Annotated in this window: 16 protein-coding genes; 4 read left to right on the top strand and 12 right to left on the bottom strand. The window is 59.5% G+C overall.

What is annotated here, in order from left to right; translation table 11 throughout:
- Window positions 1-9: 9 nt before the first annotated feature.
- Window positions 10-360 (bottom strand): MarR family transcriptional regulator, encoded by a 351-nt coding sequence (locus K9B32_RS05835; RefSeq protein WP_007798353.1) that lies wholly within the window; start codon window positions 358-360, stop codon window positions 10-12.
- Between the two features lie 117 nt (window positions 361-477).
- On the bottom strand, window positions 478-1,866 hold the full coding sequence (locus K9B32_RS05840; RefSeq protein ID WP_224560955.1) for a leucyl aminopeptidase family protein: 1,389 nt from the start codon (window positions 1,864-1,866) through the stop codon (window positions 478-480).
- A gap of 141 nt (window positions 1,867-2,007) precedes the next feature.
- Between K9B32_RS05840 and K9B32_RS05845 the strand changes: the two genes are divergently transcribed.
- Window positions 2,008-2,838 (top strand): tetratricopeptide repeat protein, encoded by an 831-nt coding sequence (locus tag K9B32_RS05845; protein ID WP_224560956.1) that lies wholly within the window; start codon window positions 2,008-2,010, stop codon window positions 2,836-2,838.
- 2 nt (window positions 2,839-2,840) lie between these two features.
- On the opposite strand, the gene K9B32_RS05850 is transcribed toward K9B32_RS05845, so the two are convergent.
- The 10 genes from K9B32_RS05850 to K9B32_RS05895 all read right to left on the bottom strand — a co-directional run bounded on the left by K9B32_RS05850 (window position 2,841) and on the right by K9B32_RS05895 (window position 12,345).
- The gene (locus K9B32_RS05850) at window positions 2,841-3,473 is read right to left on the bottom strand and encodes a LysE family translocator (protein ID WP_224560957.1); all 633 of its coding nucleotides are present in this window, start codon (window positions 3,471-3,473) and stop codon (window positions 2,841-2,843) included.
- A gap of 82 nt (window positions 3,474-3,555) precedes the next feature.
- Window positions 3,556-4,539 (bottom strand): type II secretion system F family protein, encoded by a 984-nt coding sequence (locus K9B32_RS05855; protein WP_224560958.1) that lies wholly within the window; start codon window positions 4,537-4,539, stop codon window positions 3,556-3,558.
- Between the two features lie 13 nt (window positions 4,540-4,552).
- Complete coding sequence (locus K9B32_RS05860; protein ID WP_007798366.1) at window positions 4,553-5,560, bottom strand: type II secretion system F family protein; 1,008 nt, start codon at window positions 5,558-5,560, stop codon at window positions 4,553-4,555.
- A gap of 4 nt (window positions 5,561-5,564) precedes the next feature.
- A complete protein-coding gene (locus tag K9B32_RS05865; RefSeq protein WP_224560959.1) occupies window positions 5,565-7,034 on the bottom strand; it encodes a CpaF family protein in 1,470 nt (489 codons plus the stop codon).
- A gap of 29 nt (window positions 7,035-7,063) precedes the next feature.
- A complete protein-coding gene (locus K9B32_RS05870; RefSeq protein ID WP_224560960.1) occupies window positions 7,064-8,341 on the bottom strand; it encodes a CpaE family protein in 1,278 nt (425 codons plus the stop codon).
- Window positions 8,342-8,358: 17 nt separating this feature from the next.
- On the bottom strand, window positions 8,359-9,090 hold the full coding sequence (locus K9B32_RS05875) for a CpaD family pilus assembly protein (protein WP_411969680.1): 732 nt from the start codon (window positions 9,088-9,090) through the stop codon (window positions 8,359-8,361).
- 17 nt (window positions 9,091-9,107) lie between these two features.
- Window positions 9,108-10,619, bottom strand: coding sequence for a type II and III secretion system protein family protein (locus K9B32_RS05880; RefSeq protein ID WP_411969681.1), 1,512 nt, complete (start codon window positions 10,617-10,619; stop codon window positions 9,108-9,110).
- 5 nt (window positions 10,620-10,624) lie between these two features.
- Entirely contained in the window at window positions 10,625-11,443 is an 819-nt protein-coding gene (cpaB, locus tag K9B32_RS05885; RefSeq protein ID WP_224560962.1) for a Flp pilus assembly protein CpaB, read from the bottom strand.
- Between the two features lie 110 nt (window positions 11,444-11,553).
- Window positions 11,554-12,066, bottom strand: a complete 513-nt coding sequence (locus tag K9B32_RS05890) for a prepilin peptidase (RefSeq protein WP_224560963.1) — start codon at window positions 12,064-12,066, stop codon at window positions 11,554-11,556.
- 84 nt (window positions 12,067-12,150) lie between these two features.
- Entirely contained in the window at window positions 12,151-12,345 is a 195-nt protein-coding gene (locus K9B32_RS05895) for a Flp family type IVb pilin (RefSeq protein WP_007798388.1), read from the bottom strand.
- Between the two features lie 404 nt (window positions 12,346-12,749).
- Between K9B32_RS05895 and K9B32_RS05900 the strand changes: the two genes are divergently transcribed.
- The 3 genes from K9B32_RS05900 (at window position 12,750) to K9B32_RS05910 (ending at window position 14,463) form a co-directional block, all read left to right on the top strand.
- Complete coding sequence (locus K9B32_RS05900; RefSeq protein ID WP_224560964.1) at window positions 12,750-13,160, top strand: pilus assembly protein N-terminal domain-containing protein; 411 nt, start codon at window positions 12,750-12,752, stop codon at window positions 13,158-13,160.
- Window positions 13,161-13,270: 110 nt separating this feature from the next.
- Complete coding sequence (locus tag K9B32_RS05905; RefSeq protein WP_224560965.1) at window positions 13,271-13,888, top strand: TadE/TadG family type IV pilus assembly protein; 618 nt, start codon at window positions 13,271-13,273, stop codon at window positions 13,886-13,888.
- The gene (locus tag K9B32_RS05910; RefSeq protein WP_224561298.1) at window positions 13,888-14,463 is read left to right on the top strand and encodes a TadE/TadG family type IV pilus assembly protein; all 576 of its coding nucleotides are present in this window, start codon (window positions 13,888-13,890) and stop codon (window positions 14,461-14,463) included. Before K9B32_RS05905 ends, K9B32_RS05910 begins: the two co-directional genes overlap by 1 nt.
- Window positions 14,464-14,549: the final 86 nt, after the last annotated feature.

Raw genomic sequence — 14,549 nt, forward strand, 5'->3', positions numbered from 1 at the left:
GTATCCCTTTCACGGCGTCAGGCGGCGACCCTTGTCGCGCACGAGATCACCAAGCTTTTCCAGATAGAGCGCCCCGCCGACGGTGCGCTTTATCACGACGTTTCGCCGGTCGCGTTCGTCCCGCACACGGTCGACCAGACCCATATCTCCCATCGTATCCAGTGCCCGGGTAATGACAGGCTTGGTCACGTTGAGCGTCGCCGCCAGGCCGCGCACTGTATGCGGTGGCGGCACGAGATAGATATGCAGCAGGATCGCCATCTGGCGCAACGTCAAATCGCGATCGTCGAGCCTGACCTGATCGAGCGTCACACCATGCCACAGGCCCAACGCCTGCGAAGCCGTCAGTTCGATCGGCATGGGTCCTCCGGAAACTCGTTACGCTCGCGTTCCATTTTCCGGCAGTGCACCGTGCGACGCAATGGGGCGGCAAACTTTGCCGCCCGTCACGGTGAATAAAATTTTAACGATCGCCGCCTAGCGTACGCTTTGCCGGATGTGATGGTAGAGCGCGCGAATTGCCTGCGCCTCGCCGCCGCCAGGAGAGTGCGGTCGTTCGGACGGCGCCCAGCCGTAGATATCGAAATGCGCCCAACTCGTGGTGGTGGAGACGAAGCGCTTCAGGAACAGGGCGGCAGTGATCGCACCCGCCATGCCGCCTGCCGGTGCATTGGTGATGTCGGCAAACTTGGCGCGAATGTCCTTTTCATAGCCAGCGTAGAGCGGCAGCCGCCAAAGGGGATCGTCGGTCTCGAGGCTTGCCTCGGTCAGGTCTTGGGCCAGTTCGGCATTATCGGTAAAGAAGGGTGGCAGGTCGGGACCGAGCGCCACGCGGGCAGCACCCGTCAGCGTCGCCATGTCGATCAGGAGGTCCGGCGCGTCCTCATCTGCATAGGCAAGCGCATCTGCGAGGATCAACCGGCCTTCGGCGTCCGTATTGTCGATTTGCACCGTCAGCCCCTTGCGGCTCCGGTAGATGTCACCCGGGCGGAAGGCATTGGACGAGATCGAGTTTTCGACGGCAGGAATGATTACCCTGAGATCGACCTTGAGCTTGGCGTCCATGATCATCAAGGCGAGGCCCATGACGTTTGCCGCGCCGCCCATGTCCTTCTTCATCAGCAGCATCGAAGACGCCGGCTTGATGTCGAGACCGCCGGTATCGAAGCAGACGCCCTTGCCGACGAGCGTGATCTTGCGGTGCCCCTTCTTGCCCCAACGCAATTCGAGCAGGCGCGGCGCATCGGCGCTGGCGCGGCCGACGGTATGGACGAGCGGAAAGTTCTGTCGGAGGTCGTCGCCGCTGACGACGTTGATCTCCGCCTTGTAGTGGGCCGCCAGGCCGCGGAAGGCTGCTTCCAATTCGTTCGGCCCCATATCGTTCGTTGGCGTATTGATTAGGTCGCGTGCCAGGAAGACGCCGGCCAGCTGCCGCTTGATGTCAGCTCCATCGGCATCGCGCGGGATCATCAGCGTGGGCGCCGAGGTTTTCTCCGATTTGTATCGGTCATAGCGATAGCTGCCGAGGCCGAAGCCAAGCGAAAGGCGGTTTGCCGTGAGCGGCGCCGTTTCGATGTGCCAGTCGCCGGCCGGCAGCGCGCGCGCAAGCTTGCCGGTGATGTAGGGTTGTTCAGACGGATTGGTGCCGAGCCCGAACAGGGCGCCACCGAGATGGCCTTCGTCCGTCGGAACGAGCAGCAGCGAGCCGCTCTCGGCCTTGTAGCCAGCCTTCTTGGCCCAATCGAGTGCGATCGGATCGATCGTGCCCGTTTCGATATGCGCGGGAGTGACGGCAAAGATCGGCAGCGTCGAGCCACCCTTGCTGTTGAACGGTGTCGGTCTCTCGATGAACTGATAGGGTGCCATGAGTATCCTTTGGGGCGTCCGGGAATCGCGTCTTAACGGTCTGTTAGGGTTAACAGACTATTGCTGGAGTGAAGATTGCGTCAAAACCTTTCCCTGTTCCGTTTTGAGGTCAGACGCCGATTCGGATCTCAGGGACGCACGATGCCTGCTTCGGCCAATACTTTGCTTGAAACCCGTGTTTTTCAGGGCGTGGCGACTGCGCTCGTCGTACTGGCGCTTGCCGGTTGCACGACGACCAAGGACCGCATGACGACCGGATCCGTGCCGACGCTCACCAAGCCGGTCGAAACGATGAATGAAGTCGAGCTGCGCAGCTCGACCGAGCGCGTTGGACAAGCATACGAGAAAAATCCTCGTGATGCCGCCAATGGCGTGAACTACGCCAACCTGCTGCGCATGCAGGGCCGCGACGCCCAGGCACTGGCCGTCATGCAACAGGTTGCGATCGCCAACCCGAACGACCGAAACGTTCTGGCCGCCTACGGAAAAGCTCAGGCCGCAGCCGGTCAACTGCAGCAGGCGCTCGATACGATCGGTCGCGCCCAAACGCCCGACCGTCCCGATTGGAAATTGACATCGGCCGAAGGTGCCATCCTCGATCAGCTCGGCCGCTCCGCCGAAGCCCGCCAGCGCTACCGTGAAGCGCTCGACATCCAACCAGGCGAGGCATCGATCCTGTCCAATCTCGGCATGTCCTATGTGCTGACCGGCGACCTGCGGACAGCCGAGACCTATTTGCGCCAAGCGGCAGAGCAGCCCACGGCCGACAGTCGCGTTCGCCAGAATCTCGCACTGGTCATTGGTCTTGAGGGCCGGTTCCCCGAGGCAGAGAAGATTGCGCGCGGAGAGCTTTCGCAGCAGCAGGCCGATGCCAACGTCGCCTATCTGCGCTCGATGCTGTCGCAGCAGAATTCCTGGCAGAAGCTTGCGGCCAAGGATGGCGGCGGTAGCGCTCCCACCAGCACCAACTGACATCAGCGGCCGGCCAGCCCCGAGGTGACGAGCTGTACGCCGAGGCCGGCCATCACCGTCCCGGCCAGGCGATCGATCCACGTCTTCGCAGCCAGATAGAGCCGTCTCGGATGTCTGGCCGAGAACGCGAGCGCTACGACCGCGTACCAGCCGGCTTCAACCGTAAAGACGCCGATCGGCACTGCGAAGATCAGCCCGAGTGGAACCGTCTTCGGCAGCAAAGCTGCAAAGATGCTTGCGTAGACGACGATCGTCTTTGGGTTGCTAACCTGCGTCAGCAAGGCGGTGGTAAAGCTTCGGGCGAGTGCCCGACGATCGCTTCCCGCATCTCCGACATGGATCGGCTCGCGTGCCCCGCGCCAGATTTTGAAGGCGATGTAGACGAGATAGGCTCCGCCAGCCACCTTCAGAACCAGATAGAGCCATTCGAATTGCGAAAGCAGCGCTGTTAGTCCCGCGAGCGCCAAGATGCTGAACGCAACACCACCAATCCCCATGCCGAGCGCCGCCGCAAGCCCGTCGAGACGTGAACGCGACATTGCAATACGTGAAACGAGAACAAAACTCGGGCCGGGGCTCATCGCCCCGATAGAGAGAGCAGCGATGATGCTCAGGAAGATGCTTAGGGACGACATCAACGGCTCCTGCCGGCTTACGGAGATGTCGGTTAGCCTATGCGCAATGCTTTGAGATGACCAGCCCGGCGGAAATGGCTGGCTAGAAGCGGTCGGCGACCTGGATGCCAGCCGGGCCGAGGATGACGGCGACGAGAACCGGCAGGAAGAACAGGATCATCGGCACCGTGAGCTTCGGCGGCAGGGCGGCAGCCTTTTTCTCAGCCTCGTTCATGCGTTCGTCGCGACCTTCCTGCGCCAGTACGCGCAGTGCCTGCGAAACCGGTGTGCCGTAGCGATCCGCCTGGATCAGCGCCTGGGTGACGGACTGCACCAATGGGATCTGCGTCCGTAGGCCGAGGTTTTCCAGCGCAACGCGTCGGTCGGGAAGGAAGGAGAGTTCGGCCGTCGTCAGGATCATTTCTTCCGCCAGCGGCGGGGAGGCCTCGCCCAGCTCTTCCGAGACACGGCGCATGGCTGCCTCGATCGAAATACCCGACTCGACGCAGATCAGCATCAGGTCGAGCGCGTCGGGCCATGCACGCTTGATGGAGTGCTGGCGCTTCGACATCCGATTGGAGATGAAGATATTCGGCGCATAGAAGCCGACATAGGCTACGCCAAGTGTCACGAGAAAGCGCATCGGCGTCGGCTTGTCGGCCAGATGATCGAGACCGAAGACCCAGAAGACCGCAAGGCCGAAGAACAGGAATGGCAGCAGGAAACGCGCGACAAGGAACATATTCAGCGCATTTTCCGAGCGGAACCCGGCGGCGCGGAGTTTGTTCATGGTGTTTTCGTCGACCAGCGCCTCGCGGAGGTTGAACTTCTCTACGATCTGCCGAACAGAACGGTTGTTCTGGGTACGAAGCGTGGTCTTTCCGCTCGTATCGGCGTTCATGCGCGCGCGTTCGCGGGCGCGGATCTGTTCGCGTTCTGTGGAAACAGCCTTCATGCGCTTGTTGAGGTCACCACGTTCGAAGAACGGGATCGCGACAGTGTAGAGGCTGGCGAAAACCGCGATCGCGACCAGCACCGCGATCAGCATGGCGGGGTCTGTCAGTTTACTAGCGAGATCAGATGACACGGCCCGTCCTCCATCAGATGTCGAAATTGACCATGTTGCGCATGACGAAAATGCCGATCGACATCCAGACCGCCGAAACGCCCATGATCAGATGGCCGCGAGGGTCAGTGAACAGGATCAGCATATATTGGGGCGATGTCAGATAGACGAGCGTTGCGACGATGAACGGCAGCGCACCGATGATGACGGCAGAGGCCTTGGCTTCCATCGACAGTGCCTTGACCTTCGCCTTCATTTTCTTTCTGTCGCGCAGCACTTTGGCGAGGTTGCCGATGGCCTCCGAGAGGTTGCCGCCTGCCTGTGACTGGATCGCGATGACGATCGCAAAGAAGCTCACTTCCTGCAGCGGCATGTAGTTGCTCATACGCGCGCAGGCATCCGGCACACTGAGACCCACCTGCTGTGATTCCACAACGCGACGAAACTCGCTTTTCACGGGATCCTTGCCCTCGTTGGCAATGAGCCGGATGGCGTCGTTTAGTGGCAAGCCAGACTTGATCGAGCGCACAATGACGTCGAGCGCATTGGGAAACTCCGCGAGGAACTTGTTCTGACGCCGCTTGATGAGAAAGCCAAGCACCCAGCGCGGCAGCCCAAGCCCGGCAATGATGGGCAGGCCGAGCACGACCATAACAGGTGCATCGGCCAGAAACGCCACGAACATCAGGACAAGGCCAAAAATAGCGCTGAACATATAGAAGCGCCCGGGTGTGATCCGGAGACCGGCCTGCGTCAGCCGCGACTTCAACGACAGCTTTTTCTTGGTGTTTTCCTGCTGGCGCTTCTCGAGATCCTTCAAATTGTCCTGCACCGATTTGCGGCGCTTCGACATTTCCTGGACGCGGTCACGAGCCGCCTTGACGCTGGCCTTGTCAGCCTCAGCCGAAACGACACGGTTGACGCGGTTTGCCGACTTCTTCTCGGTCTCGATCCGCGCGAAGAGAAGGCCATAGCAAACGGCACCGGCCGCGACGGCGGCAAGCACGATAATGGCCAACACGACAGGATCGAACCCGAACATCTTACTAATCCTTGGACTTGGCTTCCATTTCGTCGAGGGCGGCGGCAAGGCGCTTTTCTTCGTTGAAGTAGCGTGCGCGATCCCAGAAATGCGGCTTGCCGATACCGGTCGATTTGTGCCTTCCGATCAGACGGCCGGAGGCGTCTTCGCCTTCAATTTCGTAGCGCATCAGATCCTGGGTGATGATGACGTCGCCTTCCATGCCGATTACTTCGGTGATCTGCGTGATGCGACGCGAGCCATCGCGCAGGCGCGCCGCCTGGACAATGATATCGATCGAACCGGAGATGATTTCGCGCACCGTTTTCGCCGGTAGTGTGAAACCACCCATTGCGATCATCGACTCGATACGGCTGAGGCATTCGCGCGGCGAGTTCGAGTGGATCGTGCCCATGGAGCCGTCGTGACCGGTATTCATTGCCTGCAGCAGGTCAAAGACCTCAGGTCCGCGCACTTCACCGACGATGATCCGTTCCGGACGCATACGCAGGCAGTTCTTGACGAGGTCGCGCATGGTGATCTCGCCTTCGCCTTCGATGTTTGGTGGGCGGGTTTCCAGGCGCACAACATGCGGTTGCTGCAGCTGCAGTTCGGCCGTGTCTTCGCAGGTGATGACGCGCTCATCGGCGTCGATGTAACGCGTGAGGCAGTTGAGCAGCGTTGTTTTGCCCGAGCCGGTACCACCCGAAATGACGATGTTGCAGCGAACGCGGCCGATGATCTGGAGCAGCGTCGCCCCTTCCGGCGTGATGGCGCCGAAGCGAACGAGTTGCTCGAGGTTCAGCTTGTCCTTCTTGAACTTACGGATCGTGAGTGCCGGTCCGTCGATGGCGAGCGGCGGGGCAATGACGTTGACGCGGGAGCCGTCGGGCAGACGGGCGTCGCAGATCGGGCTTGATTCATCGACGCGACGGCCAACCTGGCTAACGATGCGCTGGCAGATCGACAGCAGTTGCGAATTATCGCGGAAGCGGATTTCGGACTCGATCGTCTTGCCGCCGACTTCGATGAAGGTCTGGCCAGCACCGTTGACCATGATGTCGGCGATGTCGTCTCGTGCAAGCAACGGTTCGAGCGGACCATAGCCGAGAACGTCGTTGCAGATGTCCTCGAGCAGTTCTTCCTGCTCGGAGATCGACATCGCGAAGTTCTTGATCGTGATGATGTCGTTGACGATATCGCGGATTTCTTCACGTGCGCTTTCACCGTCGAGCTTGGCAAGCTGCGAAAGATCAATCGTATCGATCAGCGCGGAGAAGACCTGCGCTTTGGTATCGTAATATTCGTCTGTACGGGTAGGACGCTTTCGCTGCGGCGTCTGCATCGGTGGCGGTGAAACCTGTTGACGGGGAGGCTCGCGCTGCGGTTCGACCAGAACCGCAGGTGCTGACGGGGAGGATTGTTGCGCCGGCTGAGGCGGTGCGAACGCGCCACCCGCCTTGCCAAAACCCTCGTTTCCGCGCTTTCCGAACATGCCTTATTCCAATCCACTCTTGGCGGGCGTCATTTGCGTTTCAGCAGGCCGAGCAATCCGCCCTTCCGTGCCTTTTTGATAGCAATCCGCCCGGTTACGACGTGCGATATCTGCGAGAATGTTTCTGCGGTTGGCGACTTTGCATCCATCTCCGAAATCATCCTGCCACTGTTGGCCGCGTTACCGAAGAGGTTGGCATCGAAGGGGATGATCGCGATCGGATCGGTTTCCAGTGGCTCGCAGAAATCGGAGGGGCTGATCTCCGGCCGCTTCGGCATGCCGACCTGATTGAGGATCAGATGCGGCATCTTGTCGTTGGGCCGCATCTTTCTCAACGCGTCCATCATGTTCTTGGCGTTACGCAGGTTGGCGAGATCGGGCGACGCGCAGATGACAACCTCGTCGACGCTAGCCAGCACGGAGCGCGTCCATTCCGACCAGGCGTGAGGCACATCGAGTACGGTGACAGGCGCGTTGCGCTGAAGGACATCGAGAACAGGCTGGAACGCCTGTCCTTCGAAATCATAGGCGCGGTCGAGAAGCGAGGGGGCAGCGAGCAGCGATAGATGCTCCGAACATTTCGTCAGAAGACGGTCGAGAAATACCTCATCCAACCGGTCAGGCGCGTAGACGGCCTCGGCAATGCCCTGTGTTGGGTCTTGGTCAAAGTCGATGTTGGCCGTGCCATAGGGCAGATCGAGATCGGCCAGGATCGTTTCGGTCGAAAACAGGTTGGAAATGCCGAAAGCGCAATTGTGGGCGATCGTCGATGAGCCGACACCGCCCTTGGCGCCGATGAAGGCTATGCTGCGGCCAAGCGGCTCGGCATCCGGGTCTACGAAGATCGTCGCCATCGCCGCCATGATGTCAGGCATGGCGACTGGCTGGACCATGTATTCGGAAATGCCGTTGCGCACGAGTTCGCGGTAAAGCGCGATGTCGTTGTAGTAACCGACGATGATGACCTTGGTGGAAGGGTCGCAAACGGCGGCAAGCGGCGCCAGCTCGCTCAGCAGGTTCGCGGCTCCCGCCTTGGTTTCGAGAATGATCAGATTTGGTGTCGGCGCTGTCGCGAACATGTTCGCCGCGGCCCCAATGCCGCCGCTGGTGATCCGCAAGCCGACCTTGGACATGCGGCGGTCATGGCTGCAGCGTTCCATGACCCGCTGCAGTTCCTCGCTCTCGCAGAAGGCGTGCACCGATATGCGAGGGAGTGGGCGCATGTTCTCGAGTTCGGCCATGCGAATGGCGTCCTCGGCGTTGCGTAGCTCGGTGGTATTCTTGATCTCGTATTCGACGGTACTCATTTTCGGTCCTACCCCGATCAGAAGCTGTTGGCGCTGCCGCTGACTTCCTCGATATTGCTCGTCCGTTCGCGATATTCCTTGATCGCGGCGTTGCGGCGGGTCGCATCGATCGGAGTCATGCCGCGAGGTGCGATTAGGTCTTCCGGGTTCGCTATTTGTGCAGCCAGGTTGTTCTGCGTTGCGCAGCCGAAGTTGTAGTAATTCTGGTTGCTGAAATCGTTGATCATGTCCCTCGGCCATTGACCGCACTGTGAGGTCATCGCCGTCGTCCCGACGAAGGTCAGGCGGATGGGGGCAGCGTCGCCGATACCAGTGGCCGCGTAAGTGCTGTTGACGATCTTGGAGCTCGCGATGCCGCGGGCCGAGAGTTCGGCGCGCACCTGGCCGCGCAACTGACGTGCGGCTGCCGCATTTGGCGATCCCTCGGGCGTCAGCAGATAGACCGGTCCGGTCGCCCGCGACGTGTAGTTTTGCGCGAAGCCGCGGATCATGTCGCGCTGGGCGATGTTGAGGCGGCGGTCAGTGGAGGCGACCGGGATATCGACCGATTGCTCGGCTTCGGCCACCACGATCGGGTGGCGCTGGCGATAGTCGTCGGGGATGCCGCCGGTCGTCAGTTCGTCGTGGGAGGCGCAGCCGGAAAGCAGGGCGGCCGCCACCGCGACCATGGGCAGCAGCGATTTCGAAAGGCGGGATTCATGCGCGGTGTTCTGCTTGCGGGCCATCGGCTGATCTCTGTGTTGTGCCATTGCTGATCCTGCCGCGCTCATTTGTAGATGAACCCGATGGAGCCATGGAATTGAGCGTCGGCGACGGGCGTTTCGCGGCCGCCGTAAACCTTGTTGACGCGATTGAGCAGGAAAGCCGCAGCGTCGTTCTCAGGGCTGAAGTTGTCATCCGGACGGTTGAGCTGATTGCGGGCGACCGGGCGGACGAGATAGGGCGTTGCGATGATAACAAGCTCGGTTTCGTCACGCTCGACCGTGCGCTGCCGGAACAGTGTGCCAAGCAGCGGGATCTTGTTGACGCCGGGCGTACCGTTCGAGGTCTGCGCAACGTTGTCGCGGATCAGGCCAGCAAGCGCGATCGAGCCGCCGGAGGGAAGCTCGATGGAAGTCTCGGCGGAGCGGCGTTGATAGGTTGGCGTCGAGCCGGACACCGAAGGTGCAGGCTCCGATACGTTCGTCTTGATCTCCAGGCTGATGCGACCGGAGGAAAGAACCACCGGCTTGAAGGCGAGATTGATGCCGTAGTTGTAGGGGACAATCGTCGTGTTGCCGTCGTTGTCGGTCGTGGAATAGAGTACCTGGCCGCCCGAATTGAACGTCGCGGCCTGCCCGGAAATCGCGGTCAGGGTCGGCTCCGCCAGCGTCTTGACCACCTTGGCCTGCTCAAGCGCGCTCAAGTATGTCGAGATATCGTACTTTCCAATCGAGCTTTTGAAGAGTGCTGCCAGACCGCCGCCAATTGTCGCCGTTGCGCCGTTAACGCTCGGAGAACCCAGTTGCGCGACAGTCAGCCCCCCCGAATTCGAAACCAGATTGTCGAAGCCGAGCTGCTTCAACACCTCTCGACGCACCTCGGCGATGGTGACCTTGAGCGTCACTTGATCTTCGCCCTGGATCTGCAGGAGATTGACCACCTGCGAGACTTGGCGACCTTCAGCAAACAGTGCCACTGACCCTTCTCCGCCCGAGCCACTGGCTGTTTCCGTACGCGTTGTCGCTTCGCCACCTTTCAGGAAGACCTGTGCAAGGTCGGCCGCCTGGGCAGCGTCCTGTGGCGTGCGTACCGTGCCTGTCAGCACGATGTTGTCTGACACGATCTCGACTTTGATGCAGGAGTCCGGGATGAAGCGCCGGAGATTGGCTTCGAGGCCCGCGACATCGCGCTCGATCGCGATATCGAGGCTGACGATCTGCTGGCCGTCGGCGCCGAAAATGAAGATGTTCGTCTGCCCGACCGTCTTGCCGAAAAGATAGATGCGACGCGAGCTGCGGGTGACTGCGTCGGCCATGGAAGGGTCCGAGACGAGGATATCGTGGGCATCGGCGGGCAGATCGACGACGATCGCCTTCTTCAGACCGAGTTTCAGGCTGCGATGAGCACCGGGACCCGTCTGGGTTATCGTGACCATCCCGTCGGAATTGGCCCAGGCGGCCCTTGCGCCGAGGACGGGAGCAAGAAAGCCCGGCGCCATGCCGGAGAACCCGATCGCAAAGGACAAGCACCCCGCCATCAAGGGCTTCATATGGCGCTTCAAATTGCCCATTCCCATTTCCTTTACTCGGCCTTCGGCGCGCTGCTGCTGCTGTCTGTAACGATTGAGCCTGATTTGATGACTTGGACGATGGCGCTGCCGTTATCGCCGCTGAGGAGGTAGTCCGCAGCGCTGGTATCCTGCTCCTGGGCGTCGGCGACGGAGCGCAATGCCAGCGACAGCCGGTTGGCCATCTGCTGGGCAACGGCCAGCACCTTGGTTTGGTCAGGAGTAAGCTCCAGGGTCGCGGTCGTTCCGACGACCGCTTTGGAGCCGTCCTCTTTTTCCTGGATCTGTTGGTCGATCGCGAGCACGCGCACATTGCTGAGCACCGTCTCGGTCAGATACTTGTCGGCTTCCTTGGACTTGCGGACCATGATGACGTCGACGCGGTCGTTCGGCAGGATGAAGCCGCCGGCACCCGTGGAAACCGAGATTTCGGTTGCGACGGCACGTTTTCCGGAGGGCAGGAGCGAGGACATGATGCGGCTGTTTGAATCGGCGATCTTTTCCGCGCGGATCGGTTCGCCCTCGAAGATAGGCAGGCGAACGACGGCGCCCTGCATGTCTTTCAGCGCGTCGGGCTTGTCGGCTTCGGTGATAAAGCCCTGGACGACGCCACTCTGCGGCCACCCCATCCAGTGAACCGCCTTGTCATCCAATCGTGCGCCGACCGGGAGATTGGCGCTGGAGACGAGCACGTTGACAGTCGGCTCCTTCTCGACGACCGACTGAACCTGGGTGACGACGGAACCGCGCCCCGCGAGGCTCATCGCCAGCACGCCGGCAAGGCCGGCTGCAACGACAGCCACTCCAAGTATTAAAAGGCGCGCGGGTTTCATCGATCATTCCTCGGGGATTCGCGATATTCGCCCCGAAGAATGGCCTGTAATTGGTATAATTATAGTTAATGAAAGCCTTCGATTTTAAGTTAACAGAAGCTTAAGCGCCTCTATTTCAGGTTTTGCAACGCTGCAACGAAAAGCGGCGAGGAGGGGAACGCAATAAAACCGCCCGCAGCGATAGCAATGCCATAGGGGATCTTCTTGGCGACGAGAAGCGAATCCGGTACTCGTAACCCGATTGTCGTGATCACGTCGCTCTGCATTCGTACCATGAGGATGGCTGCGGTCAGCAAGCCACCCATGATACCGACATAGCCAATGAATTCTACCAACGGTTCTCCGAAACCGAACCAGACGGCTGCGGCAGTCAACAGCTTCGCATCCCCCCCGCCCATAATGTTGAGGGCGAAGAAGACAAAGCAGGAAGCAAACACGACGGCAGCACCGAGTAGATGGTAGCCGAACGTCTGCCAATCCATCCCAATGAAGGGGGTCAGCGCAAGGAAAGACAGCAAAAGAATTGCTGAGATGCGGTTCGGGATGGTCATCGTCAATGTGTCCATCACCGCCGCGAATGCCAGGCACATCGGAAAGATGGTAATGATGACGCTTGAAGTCATGACCTGATTTACCTCGAAAGCCGGACAAAATGCAAAGCCGTCCTGAGGGTCAGGACGGCCTCTTTCCTCAACGGCGGCTTGGCATCAGCAGGTCATGTTGCCGGTGCCGCAGGCGCTGTTCATCTTGTTGGACAGGCCATTGAAGAGGTTGTTCAGTTTGCCGCCCAGTGCGGTTGCGCCGGTGATGAGCGCGACAGAGATAAGCGCTGCGATCAGGCCGTATTCAATTGCGGTCGCGCCGGATTCGTCCTTCAGAAAACGGCTAACAAGCTTGGTCATGGTAACTCCTAACTCCAGTTGAGGTTCAGCACGTCCGCCAACTGTTGCCGTTGATCGGATTGCTACAATTTAACCAACGCCTGTTTCTATCAACTTAAAGAGTTGGGTTACCACTTCGTAAATGCCGAGCGACACTTAAGAATGGTAAGTATTCTCTTTCCTGAATGTTTAGAAATCTAGGAAAGGCGCCGCGTGCCTTGCAGTAATTTAAGTTTCCGTTGCTTGTTGGAGCTTCCGCCGATGCTCGGGGCGATCAGCAAGCGCATTGCATCACGAGGGAATTGTCTCTTTATGGGTGCGAGCCGCTGGAATCCTGCGCACGTCAGAACAGAATTAAAGCTTCATTCACCAATTTTTCTCATGCTGTTTCGTAAAATCGCCGTAACTCTTGAGAGAGAATCAAAATGTCGCCGAGTGGCAAGAGGATCATCCTAGCCAGCTTTCTTGCCGCCGCCGGCTTTAGCGAATCCGTGTTCGCGCAGCAGGATACCCTGCGGGTCTATATGGACCAGGCGCGCGTTTTGAAGCTTGATCGCCCGGTGAGCAAGGTCATCGTCGGCAACGCCAAGGTTGCGGATGCTACAGTCGCCGACGCGAAAACGATCGTGCTGACCGGACGCAGTTTTGGAACCACCAACCTTGTGCTGCTCGACGCGGATGGCAATGCGATCTTGGACGAAAGTATCCTAGTCTCTATCGACGAGGCAAACACCGTCCGTGTCTTTCGTCAGACGGAGCGCTCGGTCCTTTCCTGTACCCCCAACTGCGAACAGCATAGCCAGCAAGGAACCGAGGCTGCAGCGGCGGCCCAATAGTTAGACGCCAGATCTCGTGAACCTCCGTTAAACTTCTGATCCGGCTTGAAACGGAAAATCAACGATCACCCTTTAAAACCGTGTGGTCGAAGCTGTCCCGGATGCATGCCATGAAGGAAACGGATCAAGCGGCGGACGCGGCCTCCCGCCCCCCTCGGCGGAAGCGGCCGCGGTTAACCGCATTTGCGCGCTCTCGCGACGGGTCGGCCGCTATCGAATTTGCACTCCTCGCCATCCCCTATTTCATGGTGGTCTTTGCAATCATCGAGACATTCATTGCCTTTGCCGGCGAGGAACTCCTGTCCAATGCGGTGGATACGATGAGCCGCAAGATGCGAACCGGACAAATCACGCCCGCGAATACGGATGTGGCAGCTTTTCGCACGGCGTTCTGCAACGAGATTTCGATTCTGATAAAGTGCTCTACAACGGAAGTGGCCACACCGAGCAAGCTGTTCATCGACGTGCAGAACTTCGCCACCTTTGCCGCCATTCCCACGACGATACCGAAGACGTCCACCAGCGCCTATGCCGACATCAAGACCTCTGATTTCAAATATCTTCCCGGTGGCTCGGGCACGATCAACATGGTTCGAGCCTACTATCGCTGGCAAGTCATAACCGACCTGATCAGGCCTTATATTACAAACGTGCGCCCTACTGATGGGTCGTCGTCATACTTTCTGATGGTCGCCACGACGGCGTTCCAGAATGAGCAGTACCCGTGATGGCAGGCCGTGGTGTACTGATCCGGCTTCATCAACTCGCAAGACGCTTCGTCGGCGACCGGCAGGGCGTGGGTGCGATCGAGTTCGCCATCCTGTTCCCGATCCTGGTAATGCTCTATGTCGGCGCATTCGAGATCACGATTGGTCTCAGCATGAGCAAGCGTGCAAGCCGTGCAGCCGGGATGATCACGGATGTCGTGACGCAGCAAAAGAGCGTAACCAAGTCCTGGCTTGCCGATATGCCCTCGGTCGCCTCCGCGGTGTTCGTTCCCTATGGTTCGACCGGCCTTACCATCAAGATCACGGGCATCGCTCTGGATGGTACCGCAAACCCGACGGTGGCATGGTCGTGGGCGCAGGATGGCAGCCGTCCATACGTGGCGAATTCCGCCACGACGGTGCCCGCCGATATGAAGAAAGCGAATATCTTTCTGGTTCGTACCGAGCTGAGCATTCCGTATAAGCTGTTCCTGTTTGCGCCGAACTTGGTACCGAACGACAGCACGATCACGATCAGTCGCAATTATTATTACCTGCCCCGTGCAAGCGATACCGTCACCTGCGGCGATTGCTGACGCCCCAAGCTCGTTTGCCAAGTCCGCTCTGCCGTTATAAGGCTTCAGGAGTGGTCCGTGATGCGCGGGCCGTCAATTTTCTGTCG

Source organism: Rhizobium sp. 3T7 (genome assembly GCF_020166565.1).
Classification (GTDB): Bacteria; Pseudomonadota; Alphaproteobacteria; order Rhizobiales; family Rhizobiaceae; genus Rhizobium.